At 70.1% G+C, this 17,863-nt stretch carries 14 protein-coding genes; 11 read left to right on the top strand and 3 right to left on the bottom strand.

Annotation, left to right across the window (positions count from 1 at the left end; translation table 11 throughout):
* Positions 1–4: 4 nt before the first annotated feature.
* Complete coding sequence (locus tag ACVTJA_RS28070) at positions 5–1,999, bottom strand: alpha-1,4-glucan--maltose-1-phosphate maltosyltransferase (protein ID WP_465824139.1); 1,995 nt, start codon at positions 1,997–1,999, stop codon at positions 5–7.
* 188 nt (positions 2,000–2,187) lie between these two features.
* Between ACVTJA_RS28070 and ACVTJA_RS28065 the strand changes: the two genes are divergently transcribed.
* The 8 genes from ACVTJA_RS28065 to ACVTJA_RS28030 all read left to right on the top strand — a co-directional run bounded on the left by ACVTJA_RS28065 (position 2,188) and on the right by ACVTJA_RS28030 (position 11,242).
* Positions 2,188–2,787 (top strand): sigma-70 family RNA polymerase sigma factor, encoded by a 600-nt coding sequence (locus ACVTJA_RS28065; RefSeq protein WP_465824137.1) that lies wholly within the window; start codon positions 2,188–2,190, stop codon positions 2,785–2,787.
* 198 nt (positions 2,788–2,985) lie between these two features.
* Positions 2,986–3,393 carry a holo-ACP synthase gene (gene acpS / locus ACVTJA_RS28060; protein ID WP_465824136.1) on the top strand — a complete coding sequence of 136 codons (408 nt, stop codon included), beginning with the start codon at positions 2,986–2,988 and terminating at the stop codon, positions 3,391–3,393.
* Positions 3,390–3,632, top strand: coding sequence for an acyl carrier protein (locus tag ACVTJA_RS28055; protein WP_206727852.1), 243 nt, complete (start codon positions 3,390–3,392; stop codon positions 3,630–3,632). The genes acpS and ACVTJA_RS28055 overlap by 4 nt, the downstream gene beginning before the upstream one ends.
* A gap of 4 nt (positions 3,633–3,636) precedes the next feature.
* Positions 3,637–4,830 (top strand): acyl-CoA dehydrogenase family protein, encoded by a 1,194-nt coding sequence (locus ACVTJA_RS28050; RefSeq protein ID WP_465824134.1) that lies wholly within the window; start codon positions 3,637–3,639, stop codon positions 4,828–4,830.
* Between the two features lie 81 nt (positions 4,831–4,911).
* The gene (locus ACVTJA_RS28045; protein WP_465824132.1) at positions 4,912–5,820 is read left to right on the top strand and encodes an amino acid--[acyl-carrier-protein] ligase; all 909 of its coding nucleotides are present in this window, start codon (positions 4,912–4,914) and stop codon (positions 5,818–5,820) included.
* Complete coding sequence (locus ACVTJA_RS28040) at positions 5,817–6,797, top strand: DUF1839 family protein (protein ID WP_465824130.1); 981 nt, start codon at positions 5,817–5,819, stop codon at positions 6,795–6,797. Before ACVTJA_RS28045 ends, ACVTJA_RS28040 begins: the two co-directional genes overlap by 4 nt.
* Positions 6,798–6,815: 18 nt before the next feature.
* Entirely contained in the window at positions 6,816–9,362 is a 2,547-nt protein-coding gene (locus ACVTJA_RS28035) for a glycoside hydrolase family 2 protein (protein WP_465824128.1), read from the top strand.
* Positions 9,363–9,376: 14 nt separating this feature from the next.
* Positions 9,377–11,242, top strand: a complete 1,866-nt coding sequence (locus ACVTJA_RS28030) for a serine aminopeptidase domain-containing protein (RefSeq protein ID WP_465824126.1) — start codon at positions 9,377–9,379, stop codon at positions 11,240–11,242.
* A gap of 3 nt (positions 11,243–11,245) precedes the next feature.
* Here ACVTJA_RS28030 and ACVTJA_RS28025 read toward each other — a convergent pair whose 3' ends face one another.
* Positions 11,246–12,115 carry an alpha/beta hydrolase gene (locus ACVTJA_RS28025; RefSeq protein WP_465824124.1) on the bottom strand — a complete coding sequence of 290 codons (870 nt, stop codon included), beginning with the start codon at positions 12,113–12,115 and terminating at the stop codon, positions 11,246–11,248.
* A 171-nt stretch (positions 12,116–12,286) separates the two neighbouring features.
* Here ACVTJA_RS28025 and ACVTJA_RS28020 point away from each other — a divergent pair, with 171 nt between their 5' ends.
* The 3 genes from ACVTJA_RS28020 to ACVTJA_RS28010 all read left to right on the top strand — a co-directional run bounded on the left by ACVTJA_RS28020 (position 12,287) and on the right by ACVTJA_RS28010 (position 15,611).
* Positions 12,287–13,282 (top strand): dioxygenase family protein, encoded by a 996-nt coding sequence (locus ACVTJA_RS28020; RefSeq protein ID WP_465824122.1) that lies wholly within the window; start codon positions 12,287–12,289, stop codon positions 13,280–13,282.
* 131 nt (positions 13,283–13,413) lie between these two features.
* Positions 13,414–14,088 (top strand): response regulator transcription factor, encoded by a 675-nt coding sequence (locus ACVTJA_RS28015; protein ID WP_465824120.1) that lies wholly within the window; start codon positions 13,414–13,416, stop codon positions 14,086–14,088.
* Positions 14,085–15,611, top strand: a complete 1,527-nt coding sequence (locus ACVTJA_RS28010) for a sensor histidine kinase (protein ID WP_465824118.1) — start codon at positions 14,085–14,087, stop codon at positions 15,609–15,611. Before ACVTJA_RS28015 ends, ACVTJA_RS28010 begins: the two co-directional genes overlap by 4 nt.
* 176 nt (positions 15,612–15,787) lie before the next feature.
* Here the strand turns inward: ACVTJA_RS28010 and ACVTJA_RS28005 are convergent, their stop codons facing one another.
* The gene (locus tag ACVTJA_RS28005; RefSeq protein WP_465824116.1) at positions 15,788–17,776 is read right to left on the bottom strand and encodes a pullulanase X25 domain-containing protein; all 1,989 of its coding nucleotides are present in this window, start codon (positions 17,774–17,776) and stop codon (positions 15,788–15,790) included.
* Positions 17,777–17,863 lie beyond the last annotated feature (87 nt).

The raw sequence follows: 17,863 nt of genomic DNA, 5'->3' as shown, positions 1-17,863 counted from the left end.
GGTGTCACTCGTAGTAGTCGAACGCGTGCTCGGTGCGGCGGAAGCGGTACACGGCCCAGATGGCCGCGGGCTGCTCGGGCGTGAGGCGCACCTTCACGTCAGGGCCCTGCCAGAGCGAGCGCTGGTCCGACATCAGCTCGTGCACCTGGTACGTCTCCTCCGGCTTCGCGCCCAGCCATTCCATGGGCACGTGGAGCAGCGCCTCCTGCGGGGCGTACGGGTCCAGGCTCACCGCCATCAGCACCGTGCTCAGCCCATCTGGCGAGCGCTTGCCGTAGAACAGGACGCGCTCGTTGTTCGCCTCGAAGAACTTCAGCGTGTCGTAGTGGCGCAGCGCGGGCTGCGTGTTGCGCGCGGAGTTGAGGCGCGCAATCCAGTCCTTGATGTTGCCGGGCCGGTCCAAGTCCCACGCGACGAGCTGGTACTTCTCCGAGTCGATGTACTCCTCCTTGCCGGGCAGCGGGCGGCCCTCGCACAGCTCGAAGCCGCAGTACATGCCCCACACGGAGGTGAGGGTGGCCGCCAGTGCCGCGCGCAGCCTGAAGGCGCCGGGCCCGGCGTTCTGCAGCATCTCCGGGAGGATGTCCGGCGTGTTGGGCCAGAAGTTGCCGCGGAAGAAGTCCGACACCGGCGGCGAGGTGAGCTCCTCCAGGTACTCCTGCAGCTCGCCCTTGAAGTTGCGCCACGTGAAGTACGTGTACGACTGGGTGAAGCCCACCTTGGCCAGGGCCTTCATCACCTTCGGGCGGGTGAAGGCCTCGGAGAGGAAGAGGACGTCCGGGTGCGCGTCCTGGACGCGGCGGATGAGCCACTCCCAGAACTGGATGGGCTTGGTGTGCGGGTTGTCCACGCGGAACGTCCGCACGCCCTGCTTCACCCAGTGGAGGATGACGGACTCCAACTCCGGCCAGAGCGTCTCGCGGCCGGGGCCCATCCAGTCGAAGTTGACGATGTCCTCGTAGCGCTTGGGCGGGTTCTCCGCCGTCTTGATGGTGCCGTCCGGGCGGTGCTGGAACCACTCCGGATGCTCCTTCACGTACGGGTGGTCCGGCGCGCACTGGAAGGCGATGTCCAGCGCCACTTCGATGCCGTGCTGCTGGGCCGCGTCCACGAAGCGGCGGAAGTCCTCCAGCGTGCCGAGCCGCGGGTGCACCGCCTTGTGGCCACCCTCGGCGGCGCCGATGGCCCAGGGGCTGCCCACGTCGTCCGGGCCCGCCTTGAGGCTGTTGTTCTTCCCCTTGCGCGCGGTGCGGCCGATGGGGTGGATGGGCGGCAGATAGATGACGTCGAAGCCGAGCCGCTGGATGTACGGCAGCCATTCCTCCGCGTCGCGGAACGTGGCGTGCGTCTTCCCGTCGCGCTTCGCCGAGCGCGGGAAGAACTCGTACCAGGCGCCGAAGCGGGCCTTCTCCCGGTCCGCGAACACCTCCAGCACCTTGTCGTAGCGCTTCGCCAGCTTCCGGTCCGGGTACTCGGAGGCGATGGTGGCCAGCTCGGGCGCCAGCGCCACGGCGATGAGCTCCGGCTCGGCGGGGCCGCGCATGCGGACGGCGGCCTCGCTCAGCACCCGCGCATCGTCCTCGCTAGCGGACCGGGCCCGGACGGCGGCCGCCTCCAGGAGCGCCGCGCCTTCCAACAGCTCGCTCTTCACGTCCCGGCCCGCGTCCACCTTGCGCCTCAGCTCGGACGCCCAGGTGCGGAACTGATCCGGCCAGGCTTCAATCGTGTATTCGTAGCGGCCGTTGTGGGCGAGGGGGAAGTCGGCTTCCCAGAGGTCGTTGCCCAGAAAGCGCATGGGCACCTCCCGCCAGTCCGTCACTTGTGACTTGGGGGTGACCTGTCTCCAACGGACGACGGCGACGAGGACGTCGTGGCCCTCCTTGAAGACGTCGGCCCTGACGGTGAGGCTCTCTCCGGCGACGCGCTTGACGGCATACCGGCCCGCGTCCAGCTCGGGTCGGACTCCCTCGATGAACACGCTTCCGATTCGTTCGGTCATAAAGGCTGTCGGCCCTTATAGGGCTTGGGTTCAATCCGGCCGGGCGACGATTCACGGAAGGCGTTGATGCAGGACGGCTTCCGCGCCGGCCGCGTTGGCCTGTCAACGTTAGGAACGGGATTGCCAGCCGCCCACCGTGATACTTGAAGCTGGGATCTGCCCCGTCGGTTGCGGTATCCGGGACTTGCATGGCGCCTCCTCCACCCTCCGTCCCCCGAGCGAGCGACCCGGCGGCTGACAGGGCCCTCCTCCAGCAGGTGGCCCTCGGCAACGCCGCGGCGATGCGCGAGGTGTACGCGCGCTGTGCCTCGAGGGCCTTCGCCGTCACGCTGCGGCTGTTGCCCTCCCGCGCCGACGCGGAGGAGGTGCTGCAGGAGGCCTTCCTCGACGTGTGGCGTCGCGCGCGCGAGTTCGACCCGGAGCGCGGCGGGCTGGAGACGTGGGTGACCACCATCGCCCGCACGCGCGCCATCGACCGGCTGCGCAGCATGGGAACGGCGGCGCGGGTGGTGGAAGGTGCCACCCACCAGCCACCACCGGTGAGCGCCACGCCGACCGCGCCGGACGAGGCGAGCGCGTTGGGGCAGAACCGCCAGCGGGTGCTCGCGGCGCTGAAGCAGCTCCCGCCGGAGCAGCGCGAGGTGGTGGAGCTGGCCTACTTCGAGGGCCTGTCGCAGCGCGAAATCGCGGAGCGCACCGGTGACCCGCTCGGCACCGTGAAGACGCGCGCGCGGCTGGCGCTGGAGAAGCTCGGCGATTTGCTTCGGGAATTGGCCCCGGGCGAGTAGGGCGCAACGCCTGCACGCCCGCACCACCAGCGGGCTCCGGGTCCGTGGCTACCCCATTCCCTCTCAAAAGTTAGAGTTTGGGCCCCCCGAAGAAGTCACTCGGGTGCAACTGTCATTTCCTCGACCGTCACTGGAAGTCTTCACGGTCCTATGGAAATACTGCGTCGCCGCCGTATGAGCGACGGCGGGAGTCGCCGCATGGCTGCAAGCTCAATCGTGGTGGGGACGGACCTCGTCCAGGTCTCCGCGGTGGCGGCTTCCGTCCAGCGCTTCGGTCAGCGCTACCTGGAGCGGCTGTTCACCCCCGGCGAGCTGGCCTATTGCCTGAAGGACGCGCACGCGGCGCCGGAGCGGCTGGCCGCGCGCTTCGCGGCGAAGGAAGCCACCCTCAAGGTGCTGCGCGTCCATGAAGTCCCCGTGCCGTGGCGCACCATCGAGGTGGTGCGCTCGCCGGAGGGCTTCTGCGAATTGGCCCTTCACGCCGAGGCCCTGAGCGTCGCGGATGCTCGGGGCCTTTTTGGTTTCTCCGTCAGTCTGACCCACGAGGCGGAGTACGCCTCCGCGGTCGTCATTGCCCAGCAGCTCCAACCCACCGTACGCCCATGATTGAATCCATCCGCAACATCCTCAAAGAGCACGCGCGCCTGTCCACGGACATCACCACCCTGTCGGACACGGCGGACCTGTACCAGGCCGGCATGACGTCCCACGCGAGCGTGAATGTCATGCTCGCGCTGGAGGCGAGCTTCGACGTGGAGTTCCCCGACCGCATGCTGAAGCGCACCGTCTTCCAGAGCGTCTCGTCCATCCGCGAGGCCGTGGAAGAGCTCACGGCGGGGAAATAACTCCATGACCACCGCCGCCGCGCCTCAGGGCGAAGTCTCCAACCCGGCCGCCAGTCCGCTGGAGACCGTCACACGCATTGCCTCGGAAGTGGCCCGCGTCCATGCGGACGCAGTGGACCGCGAGGGCCGCTTCCCGGTGGAAGCGATGGAAGCGCTGAAGCGCGCGCGGATGCTCGGACTGCTCGTCCCCGCTTCGCTCGGGGGACCGGAAGTCGCATTGGACCAGGTGGCCGCCATGTGCGAGGCCCTGGCCCACCACTGCGCGTCCACCGCCATGGTCTTCGCCATGCACCACATCCAGGTGGCGAGCATTGCGCGACACGGCATGGCGTCTCCCATGCTGCGCGCGTACCTCACGGAGCTGAACGAGAAGCAGCTCCTCATCGCCTCCGTCACCTCCGAGGTGGGCGTGGGCGGGGAGATGCGCGCCAGCGTCACCGCCGTGGAGCAGCGCGACGGGCGCTTCAGCCTGGACAAGGACGCCACCACCATCTCGTACGGCGAGCACGCGGACGACCTGCTGGCCACCGCGCGCCGCGCGCCGGACGCGCCCCGCAATGACCAGTCGCTGGTGCTGCTGCGCAAGGGGGCCTTCACCCTGGAGCGCACGAGCAACTGGGACACGATGGGCATGCGCGGCACGTGCAGCCCGGGCTTCAAGGTCCGCTCCACCGGCCCGGCGGAGCACATCCTCTCCGTGCCGTTCGCGGACATCGCCAGCCAGACGATGGTGCCGGTGTCCCACGTCCTCTGGGGCAGCGTGTGGCTGGGCATCGCCGCCGGCGCCGTGGCCAAGGCGCGTGCCTTCGTGCGCCAGCAGGCTCGTGCGAAGCCGGGCACCGTGCCGCCCACCGCGTCGCGCCTCGCGGAGGTGCACAACCTGCTCCAGACGATGCGCGCCAGCGTGCACGAGGTGTCCGCCGAGGCCGGCCGCCGCATGGCCGCGAGCGACCCGGAGGCGCTGTCCTCCATCGGCTTCTCGCTGAAGATGAACAACCTGAAGGTGTCCGCCTCCACGCTCGTCGCGGACATCGTCCACCGCGCGCTGCTCATCTGCGGCATCCAGGGCTACAAGAACGACTCGCCGTTCTCGCTCGGCCGGTACCTGCGCGACGCGCACTCCGCGGCGTTGATGATTGGCAACGACCGCATCCTCGCCACCAACGCGTCGCTGCTGCTCGTCCTCAAGGAGGACTGACGGCCGCGTGTCCCTTCCCGCGCTCCGCCGTGTCCCCGGGGCGCATGGCACCTCTTCGCTTTCTTTTCGGAGTCTCTTGCCGTGACTGACATTTCAGCCCAGGACTTCCACGACGCGCTCGTCGCGCACAAGCTCATCATCCCCGTCGGCGTGCCCGGCGTGTTCGGCCGCGGGCCGGTGTTCGAGGACGTGCTGCGCCGCTTCGGCGACCTCGTCACCGAGGCCGCGAAGGACGACGTCGCGGAGCACATGCTCTTCCCGCCCGTCATCACCCGGCGCATCTTCGAGAAGAGCGACTACCTGGAGTCCTTCCCGCAGCTGGCCGGCACCATCTTCAGCTTCATGGGCAACGACGCCCAGCACCGGGAGATGATGAACTGCGTCCACGAGGGCAAGCCCTGGGCGCAGTACCAGCAGATGACGGACGTGGTGCTCGCGCCCGCGGCCTGCTACCCCATCTACCCGCAGCTCACCGGCACGCTGCCGGAGAACGGGCGCCTGGTGGACGTGCAGAACTGGGTGTTCCGCCACGAGCCGTCGCCCGAGCCCACGCGCATGCAGTCCTTCCGCATCCGGGAGATGGTGCGCGCCGGCAGGCCGGAGCAGGTAGCGGACTGGCGCGACATGTGGCTGGAGCGCGGCCTCACGCTACTGCGGCGGCTGGGCCTGCCCGCCGAGCCGGAGACGGCGTCGGACCCGTTCTTCGGCCGTGGCGGCCGCATGCTGGCGGCGAACCAGCGGATGCAGAAGCTGAAGTTCGAAGTGCTGGTGCCGGTGCTGTCCACGGCGAAGCAGACCGCGGTGTGCTCGTTCAACTACCACCAGGACCACTTCGGCCTGCTCTTCGACATCAAGACGGCGGACGGGCAGGTGGCCCACACCGCGTGCCTGGGCTTCGGCCTGGAGCGCGTCACCATGGCCCTGTTCCGCCACCACGGCTACGTGCCCGCCGAGTGGCCGGCCGAGGTCCGCAAGGTGCTCTGGCCATGAGCGTCATCTCCGTTCTGGGCATCGACCCCGGCTCCTACGTCAAGCACACCCTCCACCACGAGAGCGCGCTGTGGGTGGAGAAGAACTGCTACGCCGACGTGTGGATTGAAGTGCTGCACGCGCTGAAGCTCAACCCGTTGCCGCTGCTGGCCTTCACCGTCGCGCTCGACTTCGTGGGCGACCAGTGGACGTTCTACAAGCCGTCGCACGACGACCTGAACACGCTCTACGGCCTGGAGGTGCAGGAGCTGAACGTCTACCGCTCCCTGGCCGAGCACGCCGTGGCCCACCTGTCCGCGGGGCGGCTCATCCTCACCGAGTCCGACGCGTTCTTCCTGCCGGACACGGCGGGCACGGACTACCGCCGACAGCACACGAAGACGACGATTGCGTTGGAGACGATTGACGTCGCAGGCCGCAAGCTCGGCTACTTCCACAACACCGGCTACTACACGCTGGAGGGCGAGGACTTCGACGGCGTCTTCCGCAGCGCCGGGACGTGGGACGCGCACATCCTCCCGCTGTTCGCGGAGTGGGTGGGGCTGGAGCGGATGGAGCGGCACTCCGAGGACGTGCTGCGTGAGCGCTCTCGCGCGCTGCTGTCCCGCTACCTGCGCCGCCGTCCGGCCATCAGTCCCGTCGCACGGTTCGCGAAGCAGTTCGCTCCAGAGTTGGAGGGGCTGCGCGCGAAGGGCATCGACGCGTACCACATCTATGCCTTCGCCACGCTGCGGCAGCTCGGTTCGAACTTCGAGCTGGCGGCGGCGTACCTGCGCTGGCTGGCGGGTGCGTCCGAGGGTGAGCTCACGCGCGCGGCGGCGGACTTCGAGTCCATCTCCTCGGCGGCGAAGACGCTCATCCTCAAGGGGGCGCGCTCGGTGGCGGCGAAGAAGCCCACGGACTTCAGCGAGCTGCTGGGGACGATGGAGTCGGGCTGGCAGCGCGGCACGGACCTGCTCACGCAGGTCGCGGGCTGAGAGACAGCGGGAGGGAACATGGCGCGCATTCGCAACGTCAGCTCGCACCGGGTGACACCGCTGGAGACGGGCTGGCAGGCCGTCGCCGTGGAGCCCGGCGCGGTGGACCATCCCTCCCGGCTCGCGGAGCGGGCGCTGGCGTGGTTGCCCGCGCCCGTTCCAGGTACGGCGGCCTCGCTGCTTCGCGCGGCGGGGCCGTTCGACATCGACAGGCCTCCGCCCCTGGACACTCGGGACTGGTGGTACCGCACCGAGGTGGCGCTGCCCGCCGCCGAGGGCGGGGCGGTGTTCCTCCGGTTCGACGGACTGGCCACGCTCGCGGAGGTGTGGCTGGACGATGAGCCGGTGCTGCGCTCGGACAACATGTTCCTGGCGCACTCCGTGGATGTCACGCGGTGGGCCGGCGGGACTCGCCGGCTGGCGCTGCGGTTCCGCTCGCTCGCGACGGCGTTGCAGGAACGGCGGGCCCGGCCTCGGTGGAAGACGCGGCTGGTGGATGCTCCGCACCTGCGCTGGTTCCGCACCACGCTGCTCGGGCACATCCCCGGGTGGTGCCCTCCGGTGCCTCCCGTGGGGCCATGGCGGCCCGTGAGCGTGGAGCACCACGTGGGGCTCAGCGTGGAGCGCGCGGACCTGCGTTCTTCCGTGGTGGGTGAGGGTGGCGTGGTTTCGGTGGACTTGCGCATGCGGGCGTGGAGCCCGGTGCGTGCGGCGACGGTGCGGGTGGGGGAGGGCAGCGCGGCCCTCTCGTGTGAGGCCGTGGGTGAGGGCGTGTGGCGGCTGCATGGAGAGGCCCGGCTGGAGTCCGTGGAGCGGTGGTGGCCGCACACGCATGGCGAGCCCCGGCTGTATCCCGTGCGCGTGGACGTGGCACTGGAGGGCGGTGCTTCTGTCTCGCTCGACGCGGGGCGGGTGGGCTTCCGCACGGTGGAACTCTCCACGGCGGACGGTGGCTTCGCGCTGTCCATCAATGGCGTGCCCGTGTTCTGCCGGGGCGCGTGCTGGACGCCGCTGGACGTGGTGTCGCTCGGGGGGACGGAGCGGGACTACGCGGAGGCGTTGGACCTCGCGCGCTCGGCGGGCATGAACATGCTCCGCGTGGGCGGGACGATGGTCTATGAGGACGACCGCTTCTACGAGGCGTGCGACGCCCGAGGCATCCTCGTGTGGCAGGACTTCATGTTCGCCAACATGGACTACCCCGCCGAGGACGCGGCCTTCACCGCCAACGTGCGGCGCGAGGCAGAGCAGTTCCTGTCGCGCGTGCAGGCGTGTCCGTCGCTGTCGGTGCTGTGCGGCAACAGCGAGGCGGAGCAGCAGGCCGCGATGATGGGCATGGCTCCCTCGATGTGGACCGGCCCGTTGTTCGAGAAGGTGCTGCCCGAGGCTGGCGCGGCGCTGCGCCCGGATGTGCCCTACTGGCGCTCCTCTCCGAGCGGCGGCGCGATGCCTTTCCATACGCGCACGGGCGTCACGCACTACTACGGCGTCGGCGCGTACCTGCGGCCCATGGAGGATGCGCGCCGCGCGGGCGTCCGCTTCGCCTCCGAGTGCCTGGCCTTCGCCAACGTTCCCGAGGACTCCACCATCGAGCGCACGCTGGCCGATGGCGAAGCTCCCGCGCACCACCCGAAGTGGAAGGCTCGCGTCCCGAGAGACCCGGGGGCGGGCTGGGACTTCGAGGACGTGCGCGACCACTACGTGGGCCTGTTGTTCGGCGTGGAGCCCCCGCGGCTGCGCTACTCGGACATGGCTCGCTACCTGGCGCTCGGGCGTGTGACGTCGGGCGAGGTGATGGCCGCGACGCTGGCCGAGTTCCGGCGGCCCGGCTCCACGTGCCACGGGGCCCTGGTGTGGTTCTTCCGTGACTTGTGGCCTGGCGCGGGCTGGGGCGTGGTGGATTCCACGGGGCTTCCGAAGGCCGCGTACTACGGCCTGAAGCGCGCCTCTTCGAGCGTCCTGCTCTCGCTGTCGGACGAGGGGCTCGACGGGTTGGATTTGAACGTCACCAACGACACGGGCACGGCGCTGGACGTGGAGCTCGAGGTGGCCTTCTTCCGGGACGGCGACGTGCCCGTGGCGAAGGGGCGCTTTCAGGCCGTCGTGCCCGCGCGCGACGGGGTGCGGCTCTCGGCGGAGGCAATGGCGGGCCACTTCGTGGACTCGACGTATGCGTACCGCTTCGGGCCGCCGGGGCATGAGTTGGTGGTGGCCTCGCTGTTCGAGCGGGCTTCCGGCCGGCTGTTGCAGCGCGCGTTCCACTTCGCGCACGCGGCCATGGCGGCGCGGCGCGGGGACGTGGGATTGGAAGCGGTGGCCTTCCCCGGCGCGGATGGCAGCCACACCGTGCGCCTGCGCGCGAAGCGATTCGTGCAGGCCGTCTCCTTCGAGACTCCCGGCCACGTGCCGGACGACAACTACTTCCACCTGGCACCGGGTGACGAGCGGACAGTGGTGCTACGGCCCCGGCCGTCCGCTCGCGCGTTCCGTGGGTTCGTCCACGCGCTGAACGCCGCCACTCCGGTGCGCATCGAGTTGGCCCCCGCCGAGGCGGCCAGTCCTTGAGAGGGTCCTCCCCCATGAGCGTCAACGTCGCGCGACAGGCCCCCGTGGTTCCGGTGCCCACTGTCACGGAAAGCGTCCTGCCCCAGCCCATCGCCTTCGGCCCCGAGGAGCGCCGCCTCTTCGGCTGGTACCACGCTCCGCGCGGGACGCCGCGCCACATGGGCGTCGTGCTGTGCAACCCGCTCGGCTACGAGGCCATGCCGGCTCATCGCACGTTCCGCCATCTGGCGGCGCGGCTGGCCGAGTCGGGCTTCCCCGTCCTCCGCTTCGACTACGACGGCACGGGGGACTCGAGCGGCTATGACGACGAGCCGGGCCGTGTCGCCGCGTGGCGCGGGAGCATCGGCACCGCCATCGACGAGGTGAAGCGGCGCTCCGGTGTCGCGCACGTGTGCCTCTTCGGGCTGCGGCTGGGCGGATTGTTCGCGCTCACCACCGCCTCGGAGCGCGAGGACGTGCGGGCCCTGATGCTGTGGGCTGCTCCGGCCACGGGCCGGGCGTACGTGCGCGAGCTGCGCGCGTTCCGGCAAATCAAGGAGAAGGACAACGTCGGGCCTCCGCGTGAGAACCCCACGCCGGGCGAGGAGATTGCTGGCTACCTGCTGCGTCCGGATACGATGGAGGACCTGTCAGGTATTCGGCCGCTGGAGACGCCGACGCGAGCGGTGCGGCGGGCGCTGCTCATCGGGCGGGACGACCTGCCCGGTGCGGAGGCTCAGATTGCGAAGCACCTGACCGCGAGTGGCGCGGAGGTGTCCTCTCCCACGGTGCCGGGCTACTCCGCCGCGATGCGGGATGCGGAGTTCACGGAGCTGCCGGAGGTGGCGCTGGGCACACTGGTGGACTGGCTGCGCGGGGCGGATGAGGCCGACGGTCTCGCGCCCGCGCGGAGCGTGTCCTCCGGTGCCGCCACGTCCGAGAGCGTCCTCGTCTGCAAGGCGCATAGTGGTGCGCAGGTGCGGGAGCGGGCGGTGCGCTTCGGCACGGACGGGCGCCTCTTCGGCATCGTCGCGGAGCCTTCTCGCGAGCTGCCTCGCACGGACCGGGTGGGCGTGCTGTTCGTCTCCGTCGGCGCCAACCACCGCACGGGCCCCAACCGGATGCACGTGACGATGTCGCGCGACCTGGCGGGCCGGGGCTTCGCGGCGATGCGGCTCGACATCGCTGGCGTCGGTGACAGCCCTCCCGCTCCGGGCGAGCGCGAGCACCCGCTCTACTCGAAGGCCTCCGTTCGCGACATCCAGGCGGCCATGGACTGGATGAGCAATACCTACGGGATGAGGCGCTTCGTCGTCGCCTCGCTGTGCTCCGGCGCCTTCCTCACGTTCCACGCCAGCGTGCAGGACGAGCGCGTCGCGGCCCAGGTCCTCATCAACCCGCAGACATTCGTCTGGCGGACCGGCGACTCGCTCGTCATCAAGCAGCGCGAGCAGCGGCCCGCCTACGAGACGTCCTTCAAGTCCACGCGCTTCTACCGCAGCGCCATCCTTCGCAAGGAGACGTGGCGCCGCCTGATGCGAGGGGAAATCCAGGTGCGGCGCATCGCGCGCGAGCTGCTGTCCCGGGCCGTGAAGCGCGCCCAGACGCTGCCGCTGCCCGGTCCTCTGCAAGGCCGCGAGCAGCGCGAGCACCTGGCCGTCCGCCGCTCCTTCTCCGAGCTCGTGGACCGGGGCGTGAAGTCCCTTCTCGTCTACAGCGCCAACGACGGCGGACTGGACGTCATCGAGCGGTATCTCGGGCCTCGCGGACGCAGGCTCGCGAACAAGCCCAACTTCCGCATGGAGGTGGTGGAAGGCCCCGACCACACCTTCACGCCGCTCTGGTCCCAGGTCTACCTGGCCACCCTCATCCTGGAGTTCATCACCACGAACTTCGGCTGAGCCTCACGCGTGGGGAGCCAGCGCCTTGTCGAAGAAGGCGCACACCTTCGAGAGGTAGGCGTCTCCGCCCGTGTCCGCGTAGTGCCCGTGTCCCGCGCCCGGCACGAGGAGCAGCTCGCGCGGCTCACCGGAGAGTGCGTACAGGCGCTCCGCCATGGACGGCGGGACGGCCGGGTCCGCCGTCCCCGCGATGTAGAGCACCGGCCTCGGTGACAGGTAGGGGACGAACTCCTCGTTGCGAAGCTCGTCCACGGGCAGCCCCACGTCCCGGTTGGCGGCGATGGCAGGCAGGTACGTCACCGGGCCCCACGCGCGGAACTCGTAGCGGAGCTGGTCCTCCAGCCGCGTGTAGGCGCCAGCCAGCGCCACGGCGGCGATGCGCTGGTCTCCCGCGGCCACTCGCGCCGCCACCGCACAGCCCATGGAGAAGCCGAAGACGGCGATGCGCGACGCATCCACCTCGGGCTGGCGCGTGAGGAAGTCGAGCGCGCTCTCCAGCGCGGCGCGGTGCTCGGCGCCCCAGGTGGGTGGCCCCTGGCTCTCGCCGTGGCCCGGCATGTCGAGGAGCAACACGCCGTGCCCATGCCGCATCAGTGCCGCCGCCTCTCGCACCAGGTCGAGCCGCGTGGATGGCGAGCCGTGCACGAAGATGATGGCCGAGCCGCGCGTGGGCGGCACGTACCACCCACGCACCTCCAGCCCCCGCGGCGTCGTCAGCGTGACGGCGCGCAGCCTCGGGTCCTTCAGCTCTTCGGGCACGACGGCGGACGAGGGAGCGGGGCGCAGCACGGTTGCCTGGTAGCGGTACGTGCGGAAGGCCTTGAGCCCCAGCACTCCCACCACCATGAGCAGCACCACTCCGAGTCCCCACATGAGCCTTCTCATTCGCATGAAGCCGTCCACGGAGTGATGGCCCGCTGACGATAGCCGACCCTCACGCCGTCGGGGTCGGGAACCCTCAAGGTTTCCTTAAGGTCTTTCCGCGAGAAGCAGCGTCACGCCTGGAAGCACGGGCGAACTGGACCGGCACTCAGGAGGACCTGGATGGACAACGACGCCAAGAAGAACCTCATCGCGGAGGTCGTCACGCGCCGGAAGGTGCTGCGCGGCATGGGCATGGCACTGGCGGCGCTGCCGCTCGCACGCCTCGTGGTGGCCTGCGGCGAGGGCACGGATGACACCGGCGGTGACACCGGTACGGACGCGGGCACGGAGACGGACGCGGGCACGGGTTCCGCCACGGCGTGGGCCACCGGCGGCACCGCGGCGATGACGCTGGCCGCCTCGTACCCCGACCCGTTCGCCTCGGGCATCGGCACCACGTGCAAACTCGCGTGCGAGGCGACGCTGGGGCCCTGCTATGCGAACACCCTCGAGCGGAAGGACATCAGCGAGGGCCATGACGGCCTGCCCGTGCGAATCGCGCTCCTGGTGGTGAACGAGGCCTGCCAGCCGGTGCCTGGCGCCTCCGTCGACATCTGGCACGCCGCGCCCGAGGGGCTCTACTCCGGCGACGACGCGAGCGACTTCTGCACCTCGGGCGACGCCACGGCGCGAGCCGCGCGCTGGTTCCGCGGCGTGCAGACGACGGATGCGAACGGCCGCGCGGAGTTCGATACCTGCTTCCCCGGCTGGTACAGCAGCCGCACCATCCACATCCACTTCACCGTCCGGGTGAATGGCAACGAGTACGTCACCTCCCAGCTCTTCTTCGACGACGCGCTGGACGACGAAATCGTCAACACGCAGCCGCTCTACAACACGCGCGGCGCGCGCGACACGACCAACAGCAACGACACCGTCATCTCCGCGGACTCGGTGGCGGACTACGTGTTCCAGACGCAGCGCATGGAGGACGGCGCGATGCTGGCCTGGAAGACGCTGGTCATCCGCTCGTCGCTGGACGCGGCGTCGTGCCAGGTGCCGGGCGGCAGCGGCGGGGGTGGCCCGGGCGGCCCGCCTCCGGGGGGTGATGGCGGCATGGGCCCGCCCCCTGGCTGGGATGGCGGCATGCCGCCTCCCCGCCCCGATGCCGGGTGATCGGTGAGCACTTCCAGTCCCCGTGCCGACGGGTGACTTGATTCCCGGGGGCGGCGTGCGTACTGGCCGGAGGAGGAACGCAGCACCGGCCGCGCGCACGGCGCCCCAGCATGGGTGAGGAGACACGGGACATGGGGGAACGCATCCTGCTCGTCGAGGACGACGCACAGCTCGGCGCGCAGATTGTCGAGCACCTGCGGAGCGCGGGCTTCGAGCCCACGTGGTGGAAGGAGGGCCGGCTCCTGACGCCCGAGGGAATGCCCGAGGCGAGCCTCGTGGTGCTCGACCTGATGCTGCCGGGCACCTATGGCATGGACATGCTCAAGGCCCTCCGCGCCTTCTCCGAGGTGCCCGTCCTCATCCTCAGCGCACGCAACGACACCGTCGACAAGGTGCGGGCGCTGAAGCTCGGCGCGGATGACTACATGACCAAGCCCTTCTGGCCGGAGGAGCTCATCGAGCGGGTGCGCGCGCGCCTGCGCCGGCCGTTGCTCCAGAAGGCGGAGGCCGTCGTCGAGCTCGGGCCCCTGCGCGTGGACCTCCAGTCGCGCGAGGTCTCCATGCAGGGCCAGCCCGTGGAGCTGACGCGGGTGGAGTTCGCGCTGCTCGCGGCGCTGGCCCGACGCCCGCGCGAGGCGGTGACGCGGCAGTGGCTGGTGGAGCACGTGTTGGATCCGGAGCGCGAGGGCACGGAGCGCACGCTGGACGTGCATGTGTCGCGACTGCGGCGCAAGCTGGGCCCGATGCACGGTGTGGAGACGGTGTGGGGCGTGGGCTATCGGCTCGTGTCCGGAGATGGCTCGTGAAGCTTCGACTGCGCCTGGCGCTCACGGTGGTGGCGGTGACGGTTCCCGTCGTCGCGGGAATCGCGCTGGCCCAGCGGTCGCTGGTGCTGCGCAGCCAGGAGCAGACGCTGGAGACCTTCACGCTCGCGCAGATGCAGGCGGGGGAGCGCGAGCGATGCGAGGCCGCTCCCGAGTCCTGGAGGATGCGCAAGGGGCCGCCTCCCAAGAACGCACCACGGCCGCCGGGTGAGAGCGGGAGTGGCCCGCACCGCGAGCCGCTTTCTTCCGGCAGTGGCCCGACTCCGGGTGGGCCCCGGCCCCCTCCGGACCGGGGGCCACCTCCCGACCTCCCCTCGGGGCGGAGCGGGATTCCTCCCCCCCTCTTCATGCACTTCGCGTACGACGACCAGTTCGTCTCGCGGAACCCATCCGCGCCCGCCATCGCCAAGGATGTCCAGCACGAGGTCGCCACGGGACAGGGCGTCGTCGTCCGCCGCTCGACGCTGGAAGGGCGCGCGGTCCTCGACGTGCTGATGCGCATGCCGTGGGACGGGGGGGCGTGCGCGTACGTGCTCGCGCGGCGCATGGATGCTCCGGGCGCTCCCGTCGAGGGCGTTCCTCCCCCGGAGGTGCTGCTCATACCCCTGTTGTCCGTGGTGGCGGTGGTGGTGGCACTGGGGCCCGTGGTGCGGCGCGTCCGCCAGCTCACCGGCGACGTGCGGGCCTCCGCCGTCAGCCGCTACCAGCAGCCCGTCTCCGTCCGCGGCAACGACGAAGTGGCGGAATTGGCCCGGGCCTTCCAGGAGGCGCGCGCGGAAATCCAGAGCCAGTTGTCTCAGCAGGAGGCCCGCGAGCAGGCGCTGCGGGACTTCCTCGCCAACACCATGCACGACGTGATGACGCCGCTCACCGTGCTCCAGGGACACCTGTCCACGCTGCAGCAGCGCACCGGGCGCGGCGAGGCACCGGAGCCCGCCGTGCTCGCGTCCGCGATGGGCGAGGCCCACTACATCGCCTCGCTGGTCCACAACCTGGCGGCGGCCGCGCGGCTCGAAGCGGGAGCGCCACAGGTGCAGCGCGCTCCGGTGGACCTGAACTGCGTCATCGCTCGCGTCCTCGGACGGCACCAGCCCATTGCCCGGCAGCGGCGCATCTCCCTGGAGAGCGGCGTGCCCGAGGCCCCTGTCTGGGTGAACGGCGACGTCACGCTCATCGAGCAGGCGGTGAGCAACGTCGTCTTCAACGGCATCCACCACGGGCATGAGGACGGGCACGTGGCGGTGGTGCTGGAGAGCACGCGGCAGGGCCGCTTCCACCTGCGCGTCATCGACGACGGACCGGGCATTCCCGAGGAGGAGCGCTCACGACTGTTGGAGCGCAGCTTCCGGGGCAATGCCGCTCGGACGCGCGGCATCGAAGGGCAGGGGCTGGGGCTGCACATCACCCATCATGTGGCCCAGGTGCACGGGTGGACGCTGTCGCTGTTGCCATCGGAGTACGGCGGGCTCGAGGTGAGCCTGGAGGGTGAGGTGACTGGCGGATAGGCTCGGGCGCGGCAGGCGGTGGCTTTGGAGCCAGACAACACCGCCGCGCGGCAACTCATCGAGGCGCACGCGCGCGAGCAGGCTCGCAAGGCGTGGCCCTGGTCTTGTGGTTCTTCGTGTCCAGGCTGCGCACTGCGGTGTGAGGGCTCGGGGGCGCCGAGCCCTCTGTATGTCTTTCAGCCGCGGGACTGACGGCTGGAGCGGCGGCGCGACTGGAGGGCGGTGAGGCCCATCCACATGCCGAGCAGGAACATCGGAGAGCCGCTCGTGCCCGCGCCGCAGCCGCAGCCCGAGGAATCGTCGGACTGGGGCGAGTCGGTGGAGGTTCCGGCATCGGTGGTGCCGGTGCCCGCGTCCGGGCCCTGCGTGCCGGCGTCGCTGCCCGGCGTGGTTCCGGCGTCCGTATTGCCAGTGCCCGCATCGGTGTCACCCGAGCCCGCGTCCGTGTTGCCGCCACCTGCATCCGGTGCCGGACCCGCGTCCACAGTGCCCGAGCCCGCATCGGACCCGGTAGTCCCTCCGTCCGAGGACGAGCCGGCATCCGGCGCGGAGCCGGCGTCCTCGTCGCCCGGGCCTCCATCCGGCTCTTCGACGGACCTCACGTCCACGACCCGCGGCGCGGAGGTGCTCGGCGCGAAGACCGCGTCACCCGAGTACGCCGCGGTGAACGAGTGCAGCCCCGTCCCCAGGGGGGCAGTGGTGTAGCTCGCCTCGCCCTCCGCGTTGAGGGCCACGGTCGCGAGCTCATTCGTCCCCTCCAGGAAGGTGACGCTCGCGCCCGGCACGCCTGGCACATTGGGCCGCACCCCGAGCACCCACGCGGTGAGGGTCACCGGATGGCCACTGGGGATGGGATTCGAGGATGCGCTCAACATCACCTCGGATACCGCCCGGTTGACGGTGTACGTGACCTCATCGCTCGAAGCGAGGAACGGCGCCATCAGACTGAACCGGGCCGAGAGCGCATGCTCACCCACGGTCATCGTGTCGAGCGGGAAGCTCGCGTGCCCATTGTCGAGCTGTGCAAAGCCCAGCTGCGTCTCTCCGTCATAGAAGTAGACGGTGCCCTGCACCGTGCTCACGCCCGAGTCCACCGGCACCACGGAGGCCTCCAGGGTGACCGGCTCCCCGTAGGCGATGGCGCTCGACGGCGTGACGGTCAGCGTCGTCTTCGTCGGGTACCCATTCAGGAAGACCACGGGCAGCGACAGACTCGACTCATAGGTGCCGTTGTATTCGGCGGTGAGGCTGAACGTCCCGCTGGGGAAGGGGTCCGTCGTCAGCCTCGCCACGCCGTCCAGAGCCACGCCCGCGCGTCCCAGTTCCTGCCCATCCACCTTGAAGCTCACCGTCCCGACGGGCACGGCGGAGCCCTCCGTCACGTCAACGATGGCGCTGAGCGTGATGGGCTCGGTCGGGCGCGCCGGATTCGGAGTGACGACGAGCGTGGTGGTGGTGGGCGCGGCGACGCGGATGGTGAGGATGTGGCTCGGCGTGTCGTACGAGAAGCGAATCGCCTGCCCTTCGGCGGGCACGGTGAAGGGGATGTCGTGGCCGCCGCGCTCACCGTTCAGGCCGTAGTTCTCCTCCCAGCTCTCGTGGTGGGCGATCTTCAGCGCATAGGTCCCCGCGGGGAGCGAGGGGATGCGGAGCTCCTGCACCCCGTCCAGGTCGATGTCCTTCAGCCACGTGAGCATGCACGCCGGATCCCAATCGCCCGGGCAACCCAGCTTCGACTGGAGCGTGCCCGCGAGCACGGCGATGGAGGTGATTGACGAGTTGGTGACCCAGTGAGTGACCGGGTCGTAGAAGAACTTCACGGGGAGGGATTGCTCGGTGTGGCTGAAGATGAGATTCGGACCGCCGCGCTGCGCGAGGGCTCCGTAGTTCTCCTCCCACGAACCGTTGAGGGCGACCTTGAACTGCTGCTCACCTCCCGGGACGGTGAAGAGCTTTCGCCAGACACCGTCCACCGGGTTGAGCTCCAGATTCGTGGCGCTGCACGTGGGATCCCAGTCCCCGGCGCAGCCGAGCGCGGGCTGGAAGGTGCCGACGATGGTGACCGACGACGGCTGGGCCTGGGCCTGCGCACGCGCGCAGAGCAGGGTGAGCAGCACGGCGCACGCACGGAGACACACCGGAGTGGTGAAGCGGAATGGAGTCATGAAGGACGACCCGTGTCGGAAAAGTGCAGAGAGGGTGCACCTTAGCGCGGACGTCCAGAGGCTCGCGCAGGGGCTCGGATGACCCGG

The organism is Pyxidicoccus sp. M6 (genome assembly GCF_055568925.1).
The sequence above is the reverse complement of the archived record's forward strand: the minus strand, read 5'-3'. Positions and strand labels throughout refer to the sequence as shown.